Genomic DNA, 22,547 nt, shown 5'->3' on the forward strand with positions numbered 1-22,547 from the left:
ACATCATGGCAGTAAAAGTCGGTATTAACGGATTTGGACGTATTGGACGTAACGTATTTCGTGCAGCATTAAATAATCCTGAAGTTGAGGTAGTAGCGGTTAACGATCTAACAGATGCTAACATGCTTGCACACCTTTTACAATATGACTCTGTTCACGGAAAACTAGATGCAGAGGTTTCTGTAGACGGTACAAACTTAGTAGTGAACGGTAAAACAATCGAAGTATCAGCTGAGCGTGACCCTGCGAAATTAAGCTGGGGTAAACAAGGCGTAGAAATCGTTGTTGAATCTACTGGATTCTTCACAAAACGTGCAGACGCTGCGAAACACTTAGAAGCTGGCGCTAAAAAAGTCATCATCTCTGCTCCTGCTAACGAAGAAGATATCACAATCGTTATGGGTGTAAACGAAGACAAATACGATGCAGCTAGCCACGATGTCATCTCTAATGCATCTTGTACGACAAACTGCTTAGCACCATTTGCAAAAGTACTTAACGATAAATTTGGTATCAAACGCGGTATGATGACAACTGTTCACTCATACACAAATGACCAGCAAATTCTTGATCTTCCGCACAAAGACTACCGTCGTGCTCGTGCAGCTGCGGAAAACATCATCCCAACTTCTACAGGTGCTGCGAAAGCTGTTTCACTTGTATTGCCTGAACTTAAAGGTAAATTAAACGGTGGCGCTATGCGTGTTCCAACACCTAACGTTTCTTTAGTTGACCTTGTTGCTGAATTAAACCAAGATGTAACAGCTGAAGACGTAAATGCAGCACTTAAAGAAGCAGCTGAAGGAGAACTTAAAGGAATCCTTGGCTACAGCGAAGAGCCATTAGTATCTGGTGACTACAATGGTAATGCAAACTCTTCAACAATCGATGCTCTTTCTACAATGGTCATGGAAGGCAGCATGGTGAAAGTAATCTCTTGGTACGATAACGAGAGCGGATATTCTCACCGCGTTGTTGACCTTGCAGCTTACATTGCAAAACAAGGTCTTTAATTTCTCACACTGAAGGAACTCACTTGGTTCTTTCCTAGAGACACGATATAATGAAGACGGACAAGGGAAGGGGAAGCATCCCTTTCCCTTTTTCTCTGTTTTTATCCGTTCTGCACGATTTCTCGTTTTGATGAGGGCAAAATGGGAAAAGGATAAAGAGAGTCTTGTCCAATGCGTAAGGAAACCAGAATAAAGGAGGATCTCCTGACGAGCATGAATAAGAAATCAGTAAAAGACATTGACGTAAAAGGTAAAGTTGTGTTCTGCCGCGTAGATTTTAACGTTCCGATGAAGGACGGAGAAGTGACGGATGATACTCGTATCCGCGCAGCATTACCAACAATTGAGTATTTAACAGGACAAGGCGCAAAGGTACTGCTAGCTAGTCATTTGGGTCGTCCGAAGGGTCAAGTTACTGAAGAACTGCGTCTGACACCTGTGGCAAAACGTCTGCAAGAGCTTCTTGGAAAAGAAGTGAAAAAAGCAGATGAAGCTTACGGCGACAACGTGAAAAAGCAAATCTCTGACTTAAAAGAAGGAGATGTGCTAGTGCTTGAAAACGTTCGTTTCTATCCTGGTGAAGAAAAGAACGATCCTGAATTATCAAAAGCATTTGCTGATTTAGCCGATGTGTATGTCAATGATGCGTTCGGTGCTGCACACCGTGCACATGCATCGACAGCTGGTATTGCAGCTTATCTTCCGGCTGTTTCAGGCTTCCTCATGCAAAAAGAGCTTGAGGTTTTAGGAAAAGCCATTTCAAACCCTGATCGCCCATTTACAGCGATTATCGGCGGCGCTAAGGTAAAGGAAAAAATCGGTGTGATTGAAAGTCTTCTTGATAAAGTGGACAACCTCATTATCGGCGGCGGACTTGCTTACACATTTGTGAAAGCACTAGGCCACGAAGTAGGGAAATCTCTATTAGAAGAAGACAAAGTCGATTTAGCCAAATCCTTTATGGACCGTGCAAAAGAAAAAGGCGTGAACTTCCTGATTCCAACAGATGTTCTGGTAGCCGACGACTTTTCAAATGATGCGAATACAAGCATTGTGCCAATCTCTGAGATTCCAAGTGATCTAGAAGCACTTGATATTGGAACAGAGACGAGAGAAAAGTATGCTGACGTTATTAAAAACAGCAAACTTGTTGTCTGGAATGGACCAATGGGTGTATTTGAAATCGATGCATTCGCTAAAGGGACAAAAGCTATCGCAGAAGCACTGGCAGAAGCAAAAGATACATATTCTGTCATTGGCGGTGGAGATTCAGCAGCAGCTGTTGAGAAATTTGGTCTTGCCGATCAGATGAGCCATATTTCTACAGGCGGCGGCGCTTCACTTGAATTTATGGAAGGCAAAGAACTTCCTGGTGTTACTGCATTAAACGATAAATAAGACCAAAACTGCTATAAGGAAGTGTCAATCATGAGAAAACCAATTATAGCTGGGAACTGGAAAATGAACAAAACACTTGGCGAAGCAGTCAGCTTCGTTGAAGAAGTCAAGTCATCTATTCCATCTCCTGACAAAGTGGAATCCATTGTCTGTGCGCCAGCTCTTTTCCTTGAAAAGCTAAACAGCCTATCAAACGGAACAGACCTTAAAATTGGTGCACAAAACATGCACTTTGAAGAAAATGGCGCATTCACTGGTGAAATCAGCCCTGCTGCTCTAAAAGATTTAGGCATCGGCTATTCAGTGATTGGACATTCAGAGCGCCGTGAATTCTTTGCAGAAACAGATGAAACAGTGAACAAAAAAGCACATGCTGCATTCAAGCATGGCATCGTTCCAATCATTTGTGTAGGTGAAACGCTTGAAGAGCGTGAAGCTGGCAAAACAAATGAACTTGTCGCTGATCAAGTGAAGAAAGCACTAGCTGGTTTAACGAAGCAGCAAGTTGCTGAATCTGTGATTGCATATGAGCCAATCTGGGCAATCGGTACAGGAAAATCTTCTACAGCGAAAGATGCAAACGACGTTTGCGCACACATCCGCCAAACCGTTGCAAGCGAATTTGGTCAAGAAGCGGCAGACAGCCTTCGCATTCAATATGGCGGAAGCGTGAAGCCGGCAAATATTAAAGAATATATGGCAGAATCCGATATTGACGGTGCTTTGGTAGGCGGCGCAAGCTTAGAACCTCAGTCTTTCGTTCAATTATTGGAGGAAGGTCAATATGAGTAAGAAACCAGCTGCATTAATCATCTTAGACGGGTTCGGTTTAAGAGGCGAAACAGTCGGTAACGCTGTCGCACAAGCAAAAAAACCGAACTTTGACCGCTACTGGAACGAATTTCCGCATCAAACCTTAACGGCTTCAGGTGAGGCAGTAGGTCTACCGGAAGGTCAAATGGGGAACTCTGAAGTTGGGCATTTGAACATCGGTGCAGGACGCATTGTGTATCAAAGCTTAACAAGGGTGAATGTTGCCATTCGTGAAGGGGAATTTGAGAAAAACGAAACGTTCCTAGATGCAATGACGTATGCAAAAGAGAATGACAAGGCGCTTCATTTATTTGGACTCTTGTCAGACGGCGGTGTGCACAGTCACATCCAGCATCTTTTTGCCCTGCTGAAGCTGGCGAAAAAAGAAGGCTTAACAAAGGTATACATTCATGGCTTCTTGGACGGACGTGATGTTGGTCAGAAGACAGCCAAAGTGTACTTGAAACAGCTGGAAGAACAAATCAAAGAAATCGGTGTTGGTGAAGTGGCAACACTTTCTGGACGCTATTACTCAATGGATCGTGACAAACGCTGGGATCGTGTGGAGAAAGCGTACCGCGCGATGGCGTATGGTGAAGGCCCAAGTTATCAAAACATCTATGATGTCGTTGATGACTCCTATGAAAATGGAATCTACGATGAATTCGTTATTCCATCTGTCATTACGAGAGAAAATGGTGAGCCGGTTGCCAAAGTAAACGACGGCGACTCTGTGATTTTCTATAACTTCCGTCCAGACCGTGCCATCCAAATCTCGAACACTTTCACAAATGCAGATTTCCGCTCGTTTGACCGCGGAGAAGCTCATCCGAAGAATTTACACTTCGTCTGCTTCACACACTTCAGTGAAACGGTTGATGGCTATGTTGCCTTCAAACCAGTGAATTTGGATAACACAGTAGGAGAAGTGCTTTCTCAAAACGGATTGAAACAGCTGCGGATTGCTGAAACAGAGAAATATCCTCACGTGACGTTCTTTATGAGCGGTGGACGTGAAGAAGAATTTCCTGGTGAAGACCGCATCTTAATCAATTCACCAGATGTAGCAACCTATGACCTCAAGCCGGAAATGAGTGCTTATGAGGTAAAGGATGCACTTGTTGCAGACATCAATGCTGACAAGCATGATGCGATCATTCTGAACTTTGCTAATCCGGATATGGTTGGTCATTCAGGTATGCTTGAGCCAACAATCAAAGCTATTGAAGCAGTAGATGAGTGCTTAGGAGCTGTAGTCGACGCAATCCTGGCAAAAGGCGGACATGCCATCATCACGGCGGACCACGGTAACGCAGACGTGCTGATTACCGAAGAAGGAAAGCCGCATACTGCACATACAACGAATCCTGTACCAGTCATCGTGACGAAAAAAGGTGCGACACTTAGAGAAGGCGGCATTTTAGCCGATCTATCTCCAACGCTTTTAGACTTACTTGGTCTTGAAAAACCAAAAGAAATGACAGGTACATCATTAATTCAGAAATAAAAAAATTGATTCAAAAGGAGAGAAATAACAATGCCATACATTGTTGACGTATATGCACGCGAAGTATTAGACTCTCGCGGTAACCCAACAGTTGAAGTAGAAGTTTACACAGAATCTGGCGGCTTTGGCCGTGCGCTTGTTCCAAGTGGTGCTTCTACTGGTGAATATGAAGCAGTAGAACTACGTGACGGAGACAAAGACCGTTACCTTGGAAAAGGTGTTCTGACAGCTGTAAACAACGTAAACGAAATCATTGCACCAGAGCTTTTAGGCTTTGATGTAACAGAACAAGTAGCGATTGACAAAATGTTAATCGAACTTGACGGAACAGAAAACAAAGGGAAATTGGGCGCAAACGCAATCCTTGGCGTATCTATCGCTGTAGCACGTGCGGCTGCTGATTTCTTACAAATTCCACTTTATCAATACCTTGGTGGATTCAACTCCAAAACGCTTCCAGTACCGATGATGAACATCGTCAACGGCGGAGAGCATGCGGATAATAACGTAGACATTCAAGAATTCATGATTATGCCTGTAGGTGCACCGAACTTCCGTGAAGCACTTCGCATGGGCGCTCAAATCTTCCATAGCCTGAAATCTGTATTAAGCGCAAAAGGCTTAAACACAGCTGTAGGTGACGAAGGTGGATTCGCTCCAAACCTTGGTTCTAACGAAGAAGCACTTCAAACCATCGTTGAAGCGATCGAAAAAGCTGGCTTCAAACCAGGTGAAGAAGTGAAGCTTGCAATGGATGCTGCATCTTCTGAGTTCTATAACAAAGAAGACGGTAAGTATCATTTATCAGGCGAAGGTGTTGTGAAAACATCTGCTGAAATGGTTGACTGGTATGAAGATATGGTATCGAAATACCCAATCATCTCTATCGAAGACGGCCTTGATGAAAACGACTGGGAAGGTCACAAATTATTAACTGAGCGCCTTGGCAGCAAGGTTCAGCTAGTAGGAGACGACTTGTTCGTTACAAATACGAAGAAGCTATCTGAAGGAATCAAAAACGGCGTTGGTAACTCAATCCTGATCAAAGTAAACCAAATCGGTACATTAACTGAAACATTTGATGCAATCGAAATGGCAAAACGCGCAGGATACACAGCTGTGATCTCTCACCGTTCTGGTGAAACTGAAGACAGCACGATTGCAGACATCGCTGTTGCAACAAACGCTGGACAAATCAAAACAGGTGCTCCGTCTCGTACGGACCGTGTGGCGAAATACAACCAATTACTTCGCATCGAAGATCAATTGGCTGAAACAGCACAATATCACGGCATTGCAACATTCTATAACTTGAATAAATAATGTCAGCTATGCGCTGCGTTCCGCTCTTTCATGAGAGCGGGACGCAGCGTTTTTTTGTGTTGAGTGAAATCCGCTGGCTAATTCATTTGACTTATCCTATTTCTGTAAAAAATCCTCCTTCAGTTAGAGAAGAAAGCAAAATCCCCTCCATTTATAAGCACTAAATCATGAAAAATCGACTAAAAATATGATCTGAAATGAACTTATGCTTTCTGTAAGGGGGTGGTATCATTTTACATATATTAGGGGGTGATGAGATGCTGAATCCTTTTAGCCTTCGTTTTCCAGTAGGTGTATATATGTATGTTCTTCACCTATTGGCGGCATATGATGAAAGGAAGCAACGAATTCTAACTTCTAAGAATGTACAGAAAAACGCATTTTGGATTTATGTCCTTGCCGCTATATTGGGCATTATTTCACTTGGAGCATTGATTTGGGCATGCAAGACCTTTGGACGAGGTTCCAAATTTTTAGGTGAGTTCAAATTATTAGGCATGTACGTTAAAATCCAGTGCGGTTTTTAACAGGGATGAGAACAGATGCAAGGGCATCTGTTCTATCTGAAACAAACGGAGGGATATGATGCTGACATTACGATTAAAAGAAAAAACATATAGCCGCACCTTCTCTCTCCGCAATATTCAAATGAATGTCGAGAAAGGGCAGATGCTGCTGCTTTTGGGGCATAATGGTGCGGGAAAGACGACGATAATCCAATCCATGTTTGGGCTGACGCCATTTAAAGGATGCGTCACTTTACATGGTAAACAGCTGAACCTTCAATCCTCAGAACATATCTCCTTGTTGAAAAAACATGTTTCCTATATTCCTGACGAGCATTCGTTGTTCGATTATTTATCACCGAGGGAATACTTTCAATTACTTCAGCTGCCAAATGAGCAAGATGTCACACGGGAAGAGACGTTCATTGATCTGTTTGAGCTGGGTTCGTATATGGATCAGCCTATCGCTCAGCTGTCTCATGGCAATCAAAAGAAAACGCAGATCATTTCACAGCTCCTCAGGCCATGTGATTATTATGTGTTCGATGAGCCAACGAACGGTCTTGATCCAGATATGATGATCATCTTAAAAAAGGTGCTTATGAAGCTGAGAGATCAAGGCGCTGGCATTCTCATTTCAACCCATCATTTGAGCTTTGGTGATACGCTTTATGACCATCTCATGATCTTAAGAAATGGTGACGTCAAGCTGGATATGTCCCGCCAAGAAACGACTCAGACATTTCCTCATCAGGCACTTGAAGAGATTTATAAAGAAATGAATCGAGATTACTATATGCAGGTGGAGAGATTACTCAATGATCTGGACACGACACGTTCTTCATAAAATAGAATGGGGAATGCTGACAACGAAAGGAAAGCAGCTCGCAAAAAAGTACCCTATACAGCTTCTCGCAGCCGCGGCTTTTTTCTTGCTCATGTACGCGATATACGTCGTTATCAGCCTGCGCTTTTTCATGCAGGCGGGAGAAAGTGAGCCGGCTGCTCTATACCTCCAATTGATGAAAATGACGCTTTTACTTTTAGGTGCAGCTATTTTGTTATCCCGCAATAAATTAAAGCGACAGGAATATCAATTCTACTTTTTGAATAGTGCGATACAAAGTGTGCCATTTGTCCTTTGTGTGTATTTCTTTCCTATGCTCTTTTGTTTTCTCATGGTAGGACTGCTTTTTTTACCGATTGTCTTAGGCCTTTTGATCAGCGGTGTTACGCCATCTTTGTATTGGATAACGGCTGTATGCATGACTTGCTGTGTACTGGCGCTGCTTGCACTTGCTTCTTGGATGGTGATGCGGATTGCTGTGAGCCATTTCGTATCAAAAACAAAAGAGCATTTGCTGCTGCAAACGCTAGGCTTTGCGGTGCTGAATCTATTGGTGTTTCTCCTTTTGAAAAAAGCAATGGACATGATCCGTGTATGGCCATCAGTCTATCTCATATTTCTCGTGATCCTTCTAAGCGCTGGCTGGTTATGGCTGAAGGGGTTAGCGGCTTCTTATGTCCATCGGATGTTTTTACAGCTGAAAACAGAGGTAAAGTCGTTTTCTTACAAGAAAATCAGAACGCAATCTTCCTTTCTGACGCACCTGCGGCAGGAATTGGTCTATTTCAGCCGGTCAGCTGTTTTTAAAGAACAGGGCATTTTGTTTCTATTTCTCGTTTGTTTGACGGCGGGGCTGCCATTTGTTTTTACACCGGTAGAAACCGGCTGGATGTATGCCTTTATTGTGCAGTATGCATTAAAGGAAATATTGATCATGCTTCCGTTGATGATTGGCAGAGAATATCATATGAATCAAAGGGCCATTTTTATGTTAAATACATCAAAGAGTGCTTATTTATTGCCTAGAATATTATTTTATTACGCTATTAATTTGTTGACATATTTTGTGTTTATTTGGCTCGCATCTATGGTGATAGGCATTGAAAGTGAAGGGCATGGCCTCGCAAGTTTGTCCATTTTGTTGATCACTGCCATGGCGGCCTGTACAGGGTTTATTGTGAAGATCAGTGAGTTTAATAAACTGTTTGTCATCGTGATGATGATTGCTGTATTAAGCTTCATCGATATGCTTTTATTGAAGTGGTTTTCATCAGATGTGTATCTTCTCGCCACCGCCTATCTGCTAGGTTCACTTGCATTCTTTATCTGTATATATGCTGTCATGTTAAAGAGGCCTGTCTTGCGATGATAGAACTTGTGTGTAGTTTCCTAGCGGTTGTGATGATACATGAACTCGGTCATATGCTGATGATCATGTTGTGTAACAAAATCGAAAAAAGGCCGCTCTTTGATTTTGTGATCACGATTGATTGGAAGCATGTGGCGGTCGTCCATGAGAAATTTGTCCGGCCGAGCTTCAATATGATGGTGGCACTTGCAGGGCCGCTGTTTCCGGTGCTTTGTTCGATTGTGCTTTTTATGATATGGAAGCATCCTGTCAGTCATCAGCTGCTGTTTTTTTCTTTACTAAATACGGTGATGCTGCATCCAGCTTGCCCTGACGGAAAAAATATTACAGCCAGTTTAAAAGAGATGAAGGAGAGAAAGAGATGATCAAAGTATTTCATTCGTTTTCCAGCGGTATAACACTTGCGATGCTGTATGTATTTGCTGTGTTTATGACGCCTGTTTTTTTACTGCTGCTAGAGGTCAATCATGTTGAATCAAGCCCAACATTGTTTGGCATGCCATTTTATATCATGAAAATTGAAGAGTATCAATTCAGCTCAGAGGCGACGCTCTTTGGATGTGTGGTTTGCTTTTTAGCTGGCGCCGTGCTCTATTTCTTCATTCAATATGTGAAGCATGTGGTAAAAAAGCGCAGAACATAAAAAAGCAGACGGACGGAACAAAACATCAGTCTGCTTGCAAAGTGAGTGACAGCCGTACCATATCCATACACTGAATGCCATTTTCAAAAATCGGTTCATCATAATGCTTAAGAAAGAAATCGTGGTCAATAGATGTCATGCGGAAGCCGCATTTCTGATAAAGTGCGAGCTGCTGAATGCTCGAGTTGCCTGTGCCGATTTCAACCGTCTGAAATCCGGCGGCTTTCGCTTCAGCAATGGCATGGCGGATCAGCTGCTTCCCAATTCCTTTTCCTTGCCATGATTCCTTCACGGCGACATTGATGATTTCGACTGTCTGCTGAGACAGAGATAAAAGCACATAGACGCCAATCACGTCCTGTTCATGATACGCGGCATAACAAGAGCCGGACTGCACATAAGTAAGAACCTTTTCCTTGGAAGGATCAGCTAAGAGTAAAAGATCCATAGGGACAGATTGATCACCTGACAATGGCCGAATGTGTATCATGTTTTTTCATCCTTTCTATTCTTTAATATACCCTTGTTTCACACCCCAATCATATTGATCCTGTACCCATTGTGAGGGCGGATTGTGGGTGACATTTGGGTCTTTTTTGACAGTTGGTTTCCTTGCAGCCTGTGAAGTCTGCTTATTCGTTTGAGCAGTGGCTTTCGCTGCTGTCAGCTCTTTTTGAAGCTGGTCAATTTTTGCCTCAAGCACTTTACGCTGCTTGACTTCTTTTTGATAGGCTTTCTTTTCGTTTTTGAGCTTTTTCGTCATGGTAGACAGTTTCTTTTTTTGATCTTCGTTTTTATGCTTCATATCCGCTTGATCTGATTTTAACTGCGAAAGCTGCTTAGTGTTCGTTTTGCTTTCTTGCTGATGTTTTTCCTCTGCTGCTTTGATGGTCTGCTGCTGCCAGACCATCCAGCCGGCTGCGCCTAAAACCGCAACAGATAGAAGGACGATGGTGATCGTTTTCTTCATGTGTGATTCCCCTTTCAATAAAACCTCTATTAACATCGGTTAAATATATACAGGTTTTAACATCACAAGGGAATATTCACATCAGATTGGCAGACACTATGAAAAAAGGAGGGTGTCTGTTGATTTCCTTTATGATTCATGTCGTGGTTTCATTATTTGCTGTATCAAACCCTATTGGAAACGTGCCTCTTTTTATCACCTTAACAGAGGGATATACAGAGAAAGAACGCTCCCAGACAGCCAAAAAAGCCATTGTGGTCTCTTTCATCATTCTTGTTGCCTTTCTATTGGCAGGCAGGCTTATTTTCAAATTGTTTGGGATCGATATTCATGCACTCCGCATCGCCGGAGGTATTTTTATTTTTGGTATCGCTTACAATTTACTGAATGCAAAGGAGTCACATGTCCAAAATCCTCATTCTGAGGAAAAGGCAGAAAGCAAAGAAAAGGCGGATGTCTCCGTTACGCCGCTGGCGATTCCGATCATTGCTGGTCCCGGTACAATCGCTACAGTGATGAGTTTAACCCCGGGAAGTCAAGGGATGCTTCACATGTTTGCGATTTTAATCGGCATTGTCATCGTTCTGGCGATGACCTTTTATGCCTTTCATTATTCAAGTTTCATTATGCGGAAAATGGGGAAAACAGAGATGAATGTCGTGACGCGGTTAATGGGATTAATTCTTGCTGTAGTGGCAGTTGAGATGATCGGCGCAGGCTTAAAAGGAATGTTCCCAATGTTTATGCAATAAGTGTATATAAAAAAGCTGTTTTTTTCTACAATGATGTAAAATAAAACAGCTTTTTTTAAGGTTTCGGCACATGCTTAAACACTTCTTCACTTTCAAAGAATTCAATTAAGCGGCTAATCCAATCATAGTAATCAAGACTTTCCTTGATTTCTGAAAGAAGCAGATTGATTTTATCCTCTGTTTCTTCTGGCAGGTCGTCCTGTTCAAGCAGCTCCAGCAATTCCTTGCACGTTTTCTTATGTGCCTTGCGGTTTTTGCTGACAACTCGGGACCAATTGGCTGCAAATAAGGAAATAAACGTTTGGTATTGATCTTGCTCAACGTCATATAGATCTTTACGTATTCCTTTTTCATAAACCTTTTCCGCAATATTCAAATCAAGCATTTCTCGAACGACCTGACTCATTCTCGTTTTGCTCATGCCTGTCGCTTCTGATAGCTCTCCAAGCGTCATTGGTTTACGGTTCATGTGAATGATACCAAGCACTCTACCCACTGTAGAAGAAAGACCAAAGGCATTCATGTTCTCGGCAGCTTTTTCAATATAATGATCCTGTGCTTTTTGAATGGCGCCTAACGCTTGCTTGTCCACTCCCCGATTCATCCCTTCACGACTGACAATTTGTAACACAATATATCATATACCTGTTTGTTGATGAAAACAATAAATATTGAGTATTTGCTCGTAATTTGGAGGAAAAAGGAGAGATCTCTATCTAGCAGGCCGTTAACTGAAAATTTTAAATAAATGTTATGCAATACAAACACATCATAAACTTTTTATTTTATAAAGTTTGCACTATAATAAATAAGGTGTAAATTTTCTGAAAATATTGATCCGACTAATGGAGGTGTCTCATTTGCTGAAACTAGAGAATGTATCTAAGACGTATAAAGGCGGAAAAAAGGCTGTCAAAAATATTGATTTAGAAATAGCAAAAGGAGAATTTATTTGTTTTATTGGACCGAGTGGCTGTGGTAAGACAACAACCATGAAGATGATCAACCGACTCATCGAACCTTCCTCAGGAAACATCTTCATCGAGGGAGAAAACATTATGAAAAAAGATCCAGTTCAATTAAGAAGAGAAATTGGCTATGTGATTCAGCAAATTGGACTGTTCCCCCATATGACCATCGCACAAAACATTTCACTTGTTCCGAAGCTGTTAAAATGGCCGGAAGAAAAACGGAAAGAACGGGCACGTGAACTGCTGAAGCTTGTCGACATGGGACCGGAATATTTAGAGCGCTACCCTCATGAACTCAGCGGAGGACAGCAGCAGCGCATTGGTGTTCTTCGCGCACTAGCAGCGGAACCCCCTCTGATCCTCATGGATGAACCGTTTGGCGCACTTGATCCCATCACACGAGATTCATTGCAGGAAGAATTTAAGAAACTGCAAAAAACGTTAAATAAAACCATCGTATTCGTCACACATGACATGGACGAAGCTATTAAACTAGCTGATCGAATTGTGATTTTAAAAGATGGAGAGATTGTCCAAGTAGGTACGCCTGACGATATTCTGCGGAACCCAGCCAATGAATTCGTAGAAGAATTCATCGGCAAAGAACGTCTGCTTCAATCAAATCCGAACATGGAACGTGTAGAACAAATGATGAACACGTCACCAGTCACCGTTACAGTTGAAAAAACATTAACAGATGCCATCTACATCATGAGAGAAAAGCGGGTCGATTCCTTGCTTGTAGTAGATGAACATCATGTGCTAAAAGGCTATATCGATATTGAAACAATCGATGCGAACCGCAGAAAAGCAGCTTTCGTTGGTGATATTTTAAATACAGAGTTCTATACCGTACAAGAAGGCGCACTTCTAAGAGATACTGTCCGGAAAATCTTAATACGCGGCATTAAATATGTACCAGTTGTGGATGCAGAAGGGCACTTAAAAGGCATTGTGACACGTGCAAGTCTTGTAGATGTTGTGTACGACTCCATTTGGGGAGACGATACGCCGGCGGCTGTCACTGAAATGAAGTAAGGGAGGTGTACACATGGATCAAATCATCGACTTTCTAGAGAAAAATGGTGGGGAACTCCTCACAAAAATGTGGGAGCATTTATATATTTCCTTAATTGCTGTTGTGCTTGGTATTCTTGTTGCCGTTCCTTTAGGCGTGGTTCTCACACGAATGAAACGAGGCGCAGGTTTTATCATCGGTGTCGTGAATATCTTTCAAACACTCCCTAGTTTAGCGATTCTTGCCTTTTTTATTCCTATTTTGGGGGTTGGGAAAATACCTGCAATCGTTGCTCTCTTTTTCTATTCGGTTTTACCTATTTTAAGAAATACGTATGCCGGGGTCCAAGGTGTGAACAAAAACTTGCTTGAATCCGGTAAAGGAATCGGGATGACAACATGGGAACAAATTCGTCTTGTTGAACTCCCGCTTGCTGTACCGGTCATTATGGCAGGTGTCAGAACGTCAACGATTTATTTGATTGGCTGGACAACACTTGCAGCCTTTATCGGTGGAGGCGGTCTAGGTGACTACATTTTGATTGGACTTCAGCTGTATCAGCCGGAATTTATTATTGCGGGTGCGATACCAGTCACAATTTTAGCAGTCATCATCGACCTATCATTAATGAAGCTGGAGAAAAAAGTAACACCAGAAGGCTTAAAAGGATTGAAGGAAGTTTCATAAGGAGTTGGCTTATGTGAAGAATCGAAAAACAAAATGGATCAGTGCACTGCTTGCCGGATGCTTGCTATTGATAAGCGGCTGTTCACTTCCTGGACTAGCCGGCTCCTCAGGGGGCACGCTGCGAATTGGAGCACAAAACTTTACCGAATCAGAAATTATGGCCTATATGGTTGGCGATATGATCGAACATTACACAGATAAAAAGACGACCATTGTGAAAAACCTAGGTTCCAACACTGTGCAGCAGAAAGCAATGGAAAACGGAGATGTCGACATTTCTGCGACAAGATATTCAGGCACGGATTTAACAAGCACGCTTGGAATGGATGCGGAAAAAGACCCGGAGCGTGCGATGGAGATCGTCCAAAAAGAATTTAAAAAACGCTATGATTACAAATGGTTTGATTCTTATGGATTTGATAATACGTATGCCTTTGCTGTGACGCAGAAGATGGCGAAGGAAAACAAGTTAGAAACGGTCTCTGATTTGAAAAAGAATGCGAACAATTACCGGTTTGGTGTCGATAATATTTGGCTCAAAAAGAAAGGCGACGGCTATGACGGATTCGTGAAAACATACGGAATCAAATTTGGCAGCACGTATCCGATGCAGATTGGTTTAGTCTATGATGCATTAAAAAATGAAAAAATGGATATTGTGCTTGCCTATTCAACAGATGGACGAATCAAAGCCTATAATCTCAAAATCTTAAAAGATGATAAAAGGTTCTTCCCGCCATATGATGCATCACCAGTAGTCCCGGAGAAAGTCTTAAAAGAAAATCCAGGGCTTGATAAGGTGATCAACAGGCTGATCGGAAAAATCGATACAGAACAAATGCAAGAGCTGAACTATCAAGTCGACGGGGAGCTTCAAGAACCAGCAACCGTTGCGAAGAATTTCCTGAAAAAACACAATTACTTTGAGTAAGATGGGGAGGTGTCAAGGCTGATGGACACACTGCAGCAATTATGGACGTATTATCAGCAGAACGGGTCATATGTGTTAGAAGAATTTTATAGGCATTTTCTCATGTCGGCGTATGGGGTGCTGTTTGCGGCGATTGTCGGGATTCCAGTAGGCATCTTTGTGGCGCATTACCGCAAGCTGAGCAATTGGGTCTTTGCCATTACCAATGTCATTCAAACGATACCGGCATTAGCGATGCTTTCTGTATTGATGCTTGTATTAGGACTTGGTGCAAATACAGTCATCCTATCACTCTTTCTGTATTCACTTCTGCCGATTATCAGAAACACGTATACAGGCATTGTCAGCATTGAACATGCCTATTTAGAATCAGGTAAAGCGATGGGCATGACGAAATGGCAAGTGCTGAGAATGGTTGAACTACCGCTTGCTTTATCAGTCATTATGGCTGGTTTAAGAACCGCACTGGTCATTGCCATCGGTATTACAGCGATTGGAACATTTGTGGGCGCGGGAGGTCTTGGTGATATCATCATCAGAGGGTCAAACGCCACAAACGGAACAGCCATCATTTTAGCAGGTGCGATTCCAACTGCACTTATGGCTATTATTGCTGACCTTGTCATGGGCTGGCTCGAACGCTATTTAAGCCCGACAAACAAGAAAAAAGAAAGAAAAGCGTTAGCTGAAAAAAACATCACATCTGCTTAAGCGGTTGAAAAGACAAAACCTCCCTTACATCTGTAAGGGAGGTTGTTTTATGATGATCAGGCGGTTCGCATGCTGGTATTTTATGATTCAAGCGTGATCCATTCAGAGGACCACTTCGCAATTTCCTCAAAAACGGGTGCAAGTGAACGCCCCATATCTGTTAAAGAATACTCAATGCGCACGGGTGTTTCAGCAAAAACCTCCCGTTTTACAATACCTGCTGCCTCCAGCTCTTTTAATCTCTCAGATAATACTCTTCCACTTAAATTTGTCAGAGCCGCCTCAATTTCACTAAAGCGCTGCTGACCTGAGAGAAGCTGAAAAACAATCAGTGCCACCCAGCGTTTACTCAATAACTCAACTGCTTTTTCAAACCGCGGGCACATGTCAGATTGATTCATCTTTCTTCACTCCAATCTGAACCCATTATACCGTAAATCTGCCATAAATCGGCGCAAAAAGCTTGTCAATGATGAAAACATTTATGAGGACGAACGGCTGTTTAACATAAATAACAAATAGCGGTTGAGGTCCTCTATTTCTTTTTTCGAAAGGGTTGACCATATGTCACCATCAAATATTTCGAGATCAGTAAGTTCATATTGCGATGCGGCTTCCTTTATTTTGGATAAAGAAAGATCATTTTCCTCGAGCTGTTGGACAGAAGTGGCTTCCTCAATATAGCCCGCAGCCTGCATCATGTCTTCATAAGGTACCTTTAACGCACCAGCTAGCTTTTTAATTGTAGGAGGTTTCGGAATGCCGCGTTTCCCGTTTTCAATACGAGATATACCGGCAGCGCTGACTTCAGAATACATCGCTAATTGGTTCACCGACAGCTTCTTTTCCTCACGTAATGCTCTTAAATATGCACCAAAGTTCATCAAGGCAAAACCTCACATGGTTATAGATTCGATATGTCTATTTTACATGATTTGTTGACTATTGGCAATAAGTGCACCATGAAAATATTGACATTAGTTAATGGTGGATGTACATTAGGGTTATGCCCCGCTATTTGTTCACCTTTTTTGGTTGATGAGCGTGAGAAAGTATTCATTCAGCTGGCTGATGTCTTGTGCGGAGAGCCTTTCCCATTTGTCCCCGTCAAAAATTGGGAGATGTTCTACATCCTTTTGAAGCGCCGTTTGATAGATTTTTAACATGGACTCATATTTCGGTTTCATTTCATGAACTTGTTCCTGTTCAATATGACCGGCAAGCAGCATTAAATCCTCATAAGGCACCTTCAAGGCGTGTGCTAATTTTTTTATGGTTAACGGCTTTGGCACACCGCGCTTTCCATTTTCAATACGAGAAATTCCAGCAGCGCTTACACCTGAATACATGGCAAGCTGATTGACCGACATTTTTCTATTTTCTCTTAAAATGCGTAATTGTTCACCAAAGTGATTCATGACATCGAACCTCACATTTCAGTATATGACTTATTTTAGTATGATCATTGACCAAAGGAAATAGCAGAGGGGTAAAAGTGTTGACATAAGTTAATGAATCTGCTTGATGTGAGAGCCTTACATGTTGTACATAATGATTCCATAGGAGGTTGTAATGATGGTCGAAAAGATTCAGATCAGGCGGGCTTTTGTCATGCAGTATATGATCGAGAACGATATGTCGTTAAATCAGCTCGCTGATGAAATTGGCATCTCTCCTGCCACTCTTAGCAGGGTATTAAATGGTCACCGAAAACCAGGACAGCTTGTCATTGGCAAAATGATTCATTACTTTGATAAAAAATTTGAAGATCTATTTTACTATGAAGATATTGACAAAAGTCAATAAATGATATCATCATATCAATCATCAAGGAGGAAATGTCATTGAAAAGGACTGGGATGGTTAGACACATTGATTCTCTCGGCAGAATTGTTCTGCCCTCAGAAATGCGCAAGGTACTCAATATTAAAGAAGAGCAGCTGTTAGAAATTTTCGTTGAAGATCAAACCATTATGCTGAAAAAATATGATGCAGATAAGAGCTGCCTGTTAACAGGACAAGTGACGAAGTACAACAAAAGCTATGGAAATGGGAACGTGATGCTGAGTCCTGAAGGAGCTGAACGTTTGTTAGTAGAATTAAAACAGCTATTGAATGAAGAAGCAACTCATTAAAAATGTGTTTTTAACCGAAAAATTGCATATAAAAATGCTGCAGCCAGCACTTTGGAACGAAATTGTATCAAAATAACGAATCAAGTCGACAATATATAGGAAATCTTTATTTTGATGTTTCGTGACATGCACCTTGTTTTCATGTAAAATAAAGTTATGTGTACCAGTTTGTCTGGAGGTGTTTTCATGCACGCATTTGTTATCACATTACTCGTAATTGTCAGTATCGCACTTATCATCGTTGTATTACTACAATCAAGTAAAAGTGCTGGACTGTCAGGCGCTATTTCAGGTGGAGCCGAGCAGCTTTTCGGTAAGCAAAAAGCGAGAGGCCTTGACTTGATTCTTCACCGATTAACGGTTATTTTGTCAGTGCTTTTCTTCATCTTAACACTTGCATTGGCATATTTAGGCGTGTAAAGCGCGAGTAACAGAAGGTCTGATCTTTTTTCAGACCTTTTTTTATTATCAGCACTCTTTTGTGTTTGTTTCATACATACAAGTGGAAAATATAAACCATATCAGAAGGAAAGGAAGTCACATCATGAAAGTTGTTACACCAAAACCATTTACGTTTAAAGGTGGAGAAAAGGCGGTGCTTCTTCTTCACGGTTTTACTGGGAATACAGCCGATGTTCGAATGCTTGGCCGTTATTTGAACGAAAGAGGATATACATGCCATGCACCTCAATATAAAGGACACGGTGTGCCGCCAGAAGAGCTTGTCCATACAGGCCCGGCTGATTGGTGGAAAGATGTAGAAGAAGGCTATCAATTCTTAAAAGATGAAGGTTATGAGGAGATTGCAGTTTGCGGACTATCCCTCGGAGGAGTTTTTTCATTGAAATTAGGTTACACTGTACCTGTAAAGGGAATTGTACCTATGTGTGCACCTATGTACATAAAAAGTGAAGAAGTCATGTACCAGGGTGTACTAGATTATGCCCGTAACTATAAGAAATTTGAGGGTAAGTCAGAGGACCAAATTGAACAAGAAATGGAAGCGTTCAAGAAAACACCAATGAATACACTGAGGAGCCTGCAAGAACTGATTGCAGATGTCAGAAACAATGTCGACATGATCTATTCACCTACTTTTGTTGTGCAGGCACGTCACGATCATATGATTAATACAGACAGTGCGAATATCATTTATAACGAAGTAGAGACAGATGATAAGCATTTGAAATGGTATGAAGAATCAGGCCATGTCATCACGCTTGATAAAGAGCGGGAGAAGGTTCATCAGGATGTCTATGCATTCTTAGAATCACTTGATTGGTCAATTTAAATATATAGGGGGTTAGAGTGTGCAAAAAGAAGAATTTATGGATGAATTACTCGCTTTTATGAAAGAAGAAGCGTATAAACCGTTAACCGTTCAAGAGCTGGAAGTCATGATGGAGATTACCAATCCTGATGATTATAAAGAGCTCGTTAAAGCACTTGTGACGCTGGAGGATCAAGGACTCATCGTTCGCACGCGCAGCGATCGTTACGGTGTGCCAGAAAAAATGAATTTGGTAAAAGGAAAGCTGTCTGCTCATGCAAAAGGATTTGCATTTGTAACGCCTGAAGAGTTTGGACAGGATGATATATTCATTCCGCCAAATGAGTTAGGCACAGCGATGAATGGCGATACCGTCATGGTTCGTGTCAGCCACAAATCAAACGGCACGAAAAAAGAAGGAACTGTCATCCGCATTCTCGAGCGTAATACTCAGACGGTTGTCGGTACCTATACAGAAACGAAAAGCTTTGGCTTTGTCATTCCTGATGATAAAAAAATCACAAACGATATCTTCATTCCGAAATCCGCTAAAAACGGAGCAGTCGAAGGGCATAAAGTCGTTGTGACGCTGACAAGCTACCCTGAAGGAAGAATGAGTGCAGAGGGTGAAGTGACTGAAATTCTCGGTCATAAAAATGACCCTGGCATTGATATTTTGTCGATCATTCATAAACACGGTCTGCCAGGTGAGTTCCCAGAAGAAGCACTTCAGCAGGCAGTAGACACACCGGAAACGATTGATGAAAAAGATCTTGAAGGCAGACGCGACTTGCGCAATGAAACGATTGTGACGATTGACGGTGCAGATGCGAAGGACTTAGATGATGCCGTAACTGTGCAAAAGCTGGATGATGGCAAATATAAGCTTGGCGTACACATTGCAGACGTTTCTCATTATGTCACAGAGAATTCCCCGATTGATCAGGAAGCTTATGAACGTGGAACGAGTGTGTATCTCGTCGACCGCGTCATTCCGATGATTCCGCATCGTTTGTCAAACGGTATTTGTTCATTAAATCCAAAGGTCGATCGTCTCACGCTGTCTTGTGAAATGGTTATTGATCGTAACGGGAAAGTCGTCAAACATGAGATTTTCCAAAGTGTGATCAAAACGACGGAGAGAATGACCTATTCCGATGTGAATAAGATTTTAGTCGACCAAGATGAAGAGCTTCTAAATAAATATGAGCCGCTAGTGCCGATGTTCCAAGAGATGGAGAAGCTTGCAGAGATTCTTCGTGACAAACGAATGGAGCGCGGAGCTGTAGACTTTGACTTCAAGGAAGCAAAAGTACTTGTAGATGATGAAGGCGCAGCGAAAGACGTTGTCATTCGTGAGCGTTCCGTTGCAGAGAAATTAATTGAAGAATTCATGCTTGTTGCAAACGAAACGGTTGCAGAGCATTTCCACTGGATGAATGTTCCGTTCATTTACCGAATTCACGAAGAACCAAATCCTGAGAAGCTTCAGCGCTTTTTAGAGTTCGTGACGACGTTTGGTTACATTGTGAAAGGGACGTCAACGAACATTCACCCGCGCGCACTTCAAAGTGTCCTCGATGCTGTCAGGGATCAACCAGAAGAAGTCGTCATTCAAACTGTGATGCTTCGCTCTATGAAACAGGCGAAGTATGATCCAGAAAGCATTGGCCATTTTGGATTATCAACGGAATTCTATACACACTTCACATCACCGATCCGCCGTTACCCGGATTTAATCGTGCATAGACTGATTAGAACCTATTTGATTCAGAAAAAGACAGATGAAGCGACCTTAGAAAAGTGGGGCCAGCTGCTGCCTGAAATCGCAGATCATGCATCTACAATGGAGCGCCGCTCAGTCGATGCAGAGCGTGAAACAGATGACCTGAAAAAGGCAGAGTTTATGCTAGATAAAATCGGTGAAGAGTTTGATGGCATGATTAGTTCCGTGACGAACTTCGGACTATTCGTTGAACTGCCGAATACGATAGAAGGTCTTGTCCATGTCAGCTACATGACTGACGACTACTATCGCTTTGATGAACAGCACTTTGCTATGATCGGTGAACGTACAGGAAATGTCTACCGTATCGGTGATGAAATCACTGTCAAAGTCGTGAATGTCAATAAAGATGAGCACTCAATTGATTTTGAAATCGTCGGGATGAAAGGCACTCGCCGTAAATCTCCAAAAGATTTCAAGTTCAAAAAACGGACAGATCCACCAGCGAAAAAAGGCCGTGGAGGTCAAAAAGCCTCTGAGGAAAAAGGCAAAGAGGATAATAGCGGAAGTGACTGGTTCACAAACCGTAAAAAGAAGAAAAAGAAAAAACGCGTATTTGAAAACGCACCGAAACAAAAACGCAAAAAGAAAAAGTAACGTGCCAAAAAGCAAATAGGGCATCCCGCTCTATTTGCTTTTTGACCACATGGCGTCAGCATTGTCGAAAGCTGGATTGTTTGATAAAATAATCCGTACGATTTGGACCGTGTTTGTGTCAAAAGGAGGGTGTACGCCAATGCCAAAGGGAGAGGGAAAAGTTGTTTCCCAAAACAAAAAAGCAAATCATGATTACTTTATAGAAGAAACATACGAAGCCGGCCTAGTATTACAAGGAACTGAAATCAAATCGATTCGTGCTGGAAAAGTGAATTTAAAAGATTCCTTTGCCAAAATCGAGCGAGGGGAAGTGTTTCTTCATAATATGCACGTGAGCCCATACGAGCAGGGGAACCGTTATAACCATGATCCGCTGAGAACGAGAAAGCTGCTGCTTCATCGCAAGCAAATCAGCAAATTGATTGGTGCGACAAAGGAAGAAGGCTACTCACTTGTGCCTCTGAAACTCTATTTGAAAAATGGCTTTGCCAAAGTGCTGATCGGAATCGGAAAAGGGAAGAAGAAATACGATAAGCGTGAAGATCTGAAGAAAAAAGATGCAAAACGTGAAATCGAACGTGCCTTCCGCGATCGTCAAAAGCAATTCTAGCCTGATGCAGATGGCTTGCTGAGAGCGGAAGCATTATGCTACAATATGTTATGCAGTAAACAATCATCGCTTTTTTACAGAAACCACCAGTTGTTTCGAGCAGTAAGATTGTTATAATAGTTATATACGGAAGCAGTGAAGCTGAACTTCCATCCCGTATATCCCTTTTACAAGGGGACGTTACGGATTCGACAGGGATGGTTCGAGCTTAGGCTGCGAGCCGAGAGGCGATCTCGTTAACACGCACTTAAATGTAACTGGCAAAACTAAAAGTTTTAACCAAAACTTAGCACTAGCTGCCTAATAAGCGCAGCGAGCTCTTCCTGACATCGCCTATGTGTCTGTGAGGAGCCCAATGAAGTAGGCTACGCTTACGTTTCCGTCTGAGGACGTAAGAAGAGATCCATCAGACTAGCTCTCCAAGCGCCCGTCAGCAGGCATGAGGATGAGTGAATACGAAATATGTTGACTACGCTCGTAGACGCTTAAGTAATCGATGTCTCTGGACGTGGGTTCGACTCCCACCGTCTCCATAATTTTAAATTAAAAAGCCCCCTTTCTAGGGGACTGACCCCCGTTTTTGAGACAGGGATCAAAACACCTTTATAAAACAGCCAGTTGCCGAAACTCTTTTGGTGACTGGCTGTTTAATTTCAATTGAATTCGGATATTGTTATAATAATCAATATA

28 protein-coding genes and 1 other RNA gene are annotated in these 22,547 nt (G+C 42.2%); 22 read left to right on the forward strand and 7 right to left on the reverse strand.

The annotated features are described in order from the left end of the window. The first annotated feature begins 5 nt into the window (after positions 1-5). The 10 genes from gap (at position 6) to AAZR19_RS17455 (ending at position 9,419) form a co-directional block, all read left to right on the forward strand. Positions 6-1,013, forward strand: a complete 1,008-nt coding sequence (gene gap / locus AAZR19_RS17410) for a type I glyceraldehyde-3-phosphate dehydrogenase (RefSeq protein ID WP_007500174.1) — start codon at positions 6-8, stop codon at positions 1,011-1,013. Positions 1,014-1,226: 213 nt separating this feature from the next. Next, positions 1,227-2,411 (forward strand): phosphoglycerate kinase, encoded by a 1,185-nt coding sequence (locus AAZR19_RS17415; RefSeq protein ID WP_434703853.1) that lies wholly within the window; start codon positions 1,227-1,229, stop codon positions 2,409-2,411. 30 nt (positions 2,412-2,441) lie between these two features. Continuing rightward, positions 2,442-3,203 carry a triose-phosphate isomerase gene (tpiA, locus tag AAZR19_RS17420; protein WP_017359213.1) on the forward strand — a complete coding sequence of 254 codons (762 nt, stop codon included), beginning with the start codon at positions 2,442-2,444 and terminating at the stop codon, positions 3,201-3,203. Beyond that, complete coding sequence (gene gpmI / locus AAZR19_RS17425) at positions 3,196-4,731, forward strand: 2,3-bisphosphoglycerate-independent phosphoglycerate mutase (protein ID WP_024423499.1); 1,536 nt, start codon at positions 3,196-3,198, stop codon at positions 4,729-4,731. Before tpiA ends, gpmI begins: the two co-directional genes overlap by 8 nt. Before the next feature lie 30 nt (positions 4,732-4,761). Then, positions 4,762-6,054: a phosphopyruvate hydratase gene (gene eno / locus AAZR19_RS17430; RefSeq protein WP_003212752.1), complete on the forward strand. Its 1,293-nt coding sequence runs from the start codon at positions 4,762-4,764 to the stop codon at positions 6,052-6,054. A gap of 257 nt (positions 6,055-6,311) precedes the next feature. After that, positions 6,312-6,581, forward strand: coding sequence for a hypothetical protein (locus AAZR19_RS17435; RefSeq protein WP_024423498.1), 270 nt, complete (start codon positions 6,312-6,314; stop codon positions 6,579-6,581). A 58-nt stretch (positions 6,582-6,639) separates the two neighbouring features. Then, positions 6,640-7,407, forward strand: coding sequence for an ATP-binding cassette domain-containing protein (locus AAZR19_RS17440; protein ID WP_024423497.1), 768 nt, complete (start codon positions 6,640-6,642; stop codon positions 7,405-7,407). Next, a complete protein-coding gene (locus AAZR19_RS17445; protein ID WP_434703857.1) occupies positions 7,379-8,776 on the forward strand; it encodes a hypothetical protein in 1,398 nt (465 codons plus the stop codon). The genes AAZR19_RS17440 and AAZR19_RS17445 overlap by 29 nt, the downstream gene beginning before the upstream one ends. Further along, positions 8,773-9,141 (forward strand): hypothetical protein, encoded by a 369-nt coding sequence (locus AAZR19_RS17450; RefSeq protein ID WP_434703859.1) that lies wholly within the window; start codon positions 8,773-8,775, stop codon positions 9,139-9,141. Before AAZR19_RS17445 ends, AAZR19_RS17450 begins: the two co-directional genes overlap by 4 nt. Then, positions 9,138-9,419, forward strand: coding sequence for a hypothetical protein (locus AAZR19_RS17455; RefSeq protein WP_024426069.1), 282 nt, complete (start codon positions 9,138-9,140; stop codon positions 9,417-9,419). The genes AAZR19_RS17450 and AAZR19_RS17455 overlap by 4 nt, the downstream gene beginning before the upstream one ends. 25 nt (positions 9,420-9,444) lie before the next feature. On the opposite strand, the gene AAZR19_RS17460 is transcribed toward AAZR19_RS17455, so the two are convergent. After that, the gene (locus AAZR19_RS17460; protein ID WP_041107828.1) at positions 9,445-9,909 is read right to left on the reverse strand and encodes a GNAT family N-acetyltransferase; all 465 of its coding nucleotides are present in this window, start codon (positions 9,907-9,909) and stop codon (positions 9,445-9,447) included. Positions 9,910-9,924: 15 nt separating this feature from the next. After that, positions 9,925-10,389, reverse strand: a complete 465-nt coding sequence (locus AAZR19_RS17465; RefSeq protein WP_218677047.1) for a hypothetical protein — start codon at positions 10,387-10,389, stop codon at positions 9,925-9,927. A gap of 119 nt (positions 10,390-10,508) precedes the next feature. Between AAZR19_RS17465 and AAZR19_RS17470 the strand changes: the two genes are divergently transcribed. Then, positions 10,509-11,141, forward strand: a complete 633-nt coding sequence (locus AAZR19_RS17470) for a MarC family protein (protein ID WP_041107823.1) — start codon at positions 10,509-10,511, stop codon at positions 11,139-11,141. Between the two features lie 55 nt (positions 11,142-11,196). On the opposite strand, the gene AAZR19_RS17475 is transcribed toward AAZR19_RS17470, so the two are convergent. Further along, the gene (locus tag AAZR19_RS17475) at positions 11,197-11,733 is read right to left on the reverse strand and encodes a GbsR/MarR family transcriptional regulator (protein WP_024426065.1); all 537 of its coding nucleotides are present in this window, start codon (positions 11,731-11,733) and stop codon (positions 11,197-11,199) included. A gap of 268 nt (positions 11,734-12,001) precedes the next feature. On the opposite strand from AAZR19_RS17475, the gene AAZR19_RS17480 reads away from it, so the two are divergent. From AAZR19_RS17480 to AAZR19_RS17495, 4 genes are read left to right on the forward strand one after another with little or no spacing between them, the layout of a single operon-like run. Further along, positions 12,002-13,150: a betaine/proline/choline family ABC transporter ATP-binding protein gene (locus AAZR19_RS17480; RefSeq protein ID WP_076840049.1), complete on the forward strand. Its 1,149-nt coding sequence runs from the start codon at positions 12,002-12,004 to the stop codon at positions 13,148-13,150. 13 nt (positions 13,151-13,163) lie between these two features. Further along, a complete protein-coding gene (locus AAZR19_RS17485) occupies positions 13,164-13,817 on the forward strand; it encodes an ABC transporter permease (RefSeq protein WP_024423488.1) in 654 nt (217 codons plus the stop codon). Positions 13,818-13,830: 13 nt separating this feature from the next. Continuing rightward, positions 13,831-14,748, forward strand: coding sequence for an osmoprotectant ABC transporter substrate-binding protein (locus AAZR19_RS17490; protein ID WP_041107821.1), 918 nt, complete (start codon positions 13,831-13,833; stop codon positions 14,746-14,748). A 21-nt stretch (positions 14,749-14,769) separates the two neighbouring features. Beyond that, positions 14,770-15,459: an ABC transporter permease gene (locus AAZR19_RS17495; protein WP_034280931.1), complete on the forward strand. Its 690-nt coding sequence runs from the start codon at positions 14,770-14,772 to the stop codon at positions 15,457-15,459. 80 nt (positions 15,460-15,539) lie between these two features. On the opposite strand, the gene AAZR19_RS17500 is transcribed toward AAZR19_RS17495, so the two are convergent. From AAZR19_RS17500 to AAZR19_RS17510, 3 genes are all read right to left on the reverse strand, one after another. Further along, complete coding sequence (locus AAZR19_RS17500) at positions 15,540-15,860, reverse strand: winged helix-turn-helix transcriptional regulator (protein ID WP_024423485.1); 321 nt, start codon at positions 15,858-15,860, stop codon at positions 15,540-15,542. Positions 15,861-15,941: 81 nt separating this feature from the next. Further along, positions 15,942-16,343: a helix-turn-helix domain-containing protein gene (locus AAZR19_RS17505; RefSeq protein ID WP_041107819.1), complete on the reverse strand. Its 402-nt coding sequence runs from the start codon at positions 16,341-16,343 to the stop codon at positions 15,942-15,944. A gap of 138 nt (positions 16,344-16,481) precedes the next feature. Then, positions 16,482-16,877 carry a helix-turn-helix domain-containing protein gene (locus tag AAZR19_RS17510; protein ID WP_034280928.1) on the reverse strand — a complete coding sequence of 132 codons (396 nt, stop codon included), beginning with the start codon at positions 16,875-16,877 and terminating at the stop codon, positions 16,482-16,484. A gap of 154 nt (positions 16,878-17,031) precedes the next feature. Here AAZR19_RS17510 and AAZR19_RS17515 point away from each other — a divergent pair, with 154 nt between their 5' ends. The 7 genes from AAZR19_RS17515 to ssrA all read left to right on the forward strand — a co-directional run bounded on the left by AAZR19_RS17515 (position 17,032) and on the right by ssrA (position 22,393). Then, positions 17,032-17,265, forward strand: coding sequence for a helix-turn-helix domain-containing protein (locus tag AAZR19_RS17515; RefSeq protein WP_024426059.1), 234 nt, complete (start codon positions 17,032-17,034; stop codon positions 17,263-17,265). A 38-nt stretch (positions 17,266-17,303) separates the two neighbouring features. After that, positions 17,304-17,594, forward strand: a complete 291-nt coding sequence (locus AAZR19_RS17520; protein ID WP_041107816.1) for an AbrB/MazE/SpoVT family DNA-binding domain-containing protein — start codon at positions 17,304-17,306, stop codon at positions 17,592-17,594. 186 nt (positions 17,595-17,780) lie between these two features. After that, positions 17,781-18,014, forward strand: a complete 234-nt coding sequence (gene secG, locus AAZR19_RS17525; RefSeq protein ID WP_003212746.1) for a preprotein translocase subunit SecG — start codon at positions 17,781-17,783, stop codon at positions 18,012-18,014. Positions 18,015-18,138: 124 nt separating this feature from the next. Then, positions 18,139-18,885 (forward strand): alpha/beta hydrolase, encoded by a 747-nt coding sequence (locus tag AAZR19_RS17530; protein ID WP_041107814.1) that lies wholly within the window; start codon positions 18,139-18,141, stop codon positions 18,883-18,885. A gap of 19 nt (positions 18,886-18,904) precedes the next feature. After that, positions 18,905-21,247 (forward strand): ribonuclease R, encoded by a 2,343-nt coding sequence (rnr, locus tag AAZR19_RS17535; RefSeq protein WP_326149085.1) that lies wholly within the window; start codon positions 18,905-18,907, stop codon positions 21,245-21,247. Between the two features lie 139 nt (positions 21,248-21,386). Next, positions 21,387-21,857 (forward strand): SsrA-binding protein SmpB, encoded by a 471-nt coding sequence (gene smpB, locus AAZR19_RS17540; RefSeq protein WP_012011279.1) that lies wholly within the window; start codon positions 21,387-21,389, stop codon positions 21,855-21,857. Between the two features lie 173 nt (positions 21,858-22,030). After that, positions 22,031-22,393: a transfer-messenger RNA gene (gene ssrA / locus AAZR19_RS17545) on the forward strand. 67 nt (positions 22,394-22,460) lie between these two features. Here ssrA and AAZR19_RS17550 read toward each other — a convergent pair. Next, positions 22,461-22,514, reverse strand: coding sequence for a hypothetical protein (locus AAZR19_RS17550; RefSeq protein WP_421727775.1), 54 nt, complete (start codon positions 22,512-22,514; stop codon positions 22,461-22,463). Positions 22,515-22,547: the final 33 nt, after the last annotated feature.

This window comes from Bacillus sp. Je.9.29.b (genome assembly GCF_051129925.1).
Taxonomy (GTDB): domain Bacteria; phylum Bacillota; class Bacilli; order Bacillales; family Bacillaceae; genus Bacillus; species Bacillus safensis.

Bases quoted from the DNA above. Each gene is read 5' to 3' on its own strand.
- AAZR19_RS17465 (WP_218677047.1), bottom strand. From the start codon at position 10,389: ATGAAGAAAACGATCACCATCGTCCTTCTATCTGTTGCGGTTTTAGGC.
- eno (WP_003212752.1), top strand. From the start codon at position 4,762: ATGCCATACATTGTTGACGTATATGCACGCGAAGTATTAGACTCTCGC.
- AAZR19_RS17440 (WP_024423497.1), top strand. From the start codon at position 6,640: ATGCTGACATTACGATTAAAAGAAAAAACATATAGCCGCACCTTCTCT.
- AAZR19_RS17455 (WP_024426069.1), top strand. From the start codon at position 9,138: ATGATCAAAGTATTTCATTCGTTTTCCAGCGGTATAACACTTGCGATG.
- secG (WP_003212746.1), top strand. From the start codon at position 17,781: ATGCACGCATTTGTTATCACATTACTCGTAATTGTCAGTATCGCACTT.
- smpB (WP_012011279.1), top strand. From the start codon at position 21,387: ATGCCAAAGGGAGAGGGAAAAGTTGTTTCCCAAAACAAAAAAGCAAAT.
- AAZR19_RS17485 (WP_024423488.1), top strand. From the start codon at position 13,164: ATGGATCAAATCATCGACTTTCTAGAGAAAAATGGTGGGGAACTCCTC.
- AAZR19_RS17505 (WP_041107819.1), bottom strand. From the start codon at position 16,343: ATGAACTTTGGTGCATATTTAAGAGCATTACGTGAGGAAAAGAAGCTG.
- AAZR19_RS17435 (WP_024423498.1), top strand. From the start codon at position 6,312: ATGCTGAATCCTTTTAGCCTTCGTTTTCCAGTAGGTGTATATATGTAT.
- AAZR19_RS17445 (WP_434703857.1), top strand. From the start codon at position 7,379: ATGATCTGGACACGACACGTTCTTCATAAAATAGAATGGGGAATGCTG.
- AAZR19_RS17510 (WP_034280928.1), bottom strand. From the start codon at position 16,877: ATGAATCACTTTGGTGAACAATTACGCATTTTAAGAGAAAATAGAAAA.
- AAZR19_RS17415 (WP_434703853.1), top strand. From the start codon at position 1,227: ATGAATAAGAAATCAGTAAAAGACATTGACGTAAAAGGTAAAGTTGTG.
- gpmI (WP_024423499.1), top strand. From the start codon at position 3,196: ATGAGTAAGAAACCAGCTGCATTAATCATCTTAGACGGGTTCGGTTTA.
- AAZR19_RS17500 (WP_024423485.1), bottom strand. From the start codon at position 15,860: ATGAATCAATCTGACATGTGCCCGCGGTTTGAAAAAGCAGTTGAGTTA.
- AAZR19_RS17450 (WP_434703859.1), top strand. From the start codon at position 8,773: ATGATAGAACTTGTGTGTAGTTTCCTAGCGGTTGTGATGATACATGAA.
- tpiA (WP_017359213.1), top strand. From the start codon at position 2,442: ATGAGAAAACCAATTATAGCTGGGAACTGGAAAATGAACAAAACACTT.
- gap (WP_007500174.1), top strand. From the start codon at position 6: ATGGCAGTAAAAGTCGGTATTAACGGATTTGGACGTATTGGACGTAAC.
- AAZR19_RS17495 (WP_034280931.1), top strand. From the start codon at position 14,770: ATGGACACACTGCAGCAATTATGGACGTATTATCAGCAGAACGGGTCA.
- AAZR19_RS17515 (WP_024426059.1), top strand. From the start codon at position 17,032: ATGATGGTCGAAAAGATTCAGATCAGGCGGGCTTTTGTCATGCAGTAT.
- AAZR19_RS17530 (WP_041107814.1), top strand. From the start codon at position 18,139: ATGAAAGTTGTTACACCAAAACCATTTACGTTTAAAGGTGGAGAAAAG.
- AAZR19_RS17460 (WP_041107828.1), bottom strand. From the start codon at position 9,909: ATGATACACATTCGGCCATTGTCAGGTGATCAATCTGTCCCTATGGAT.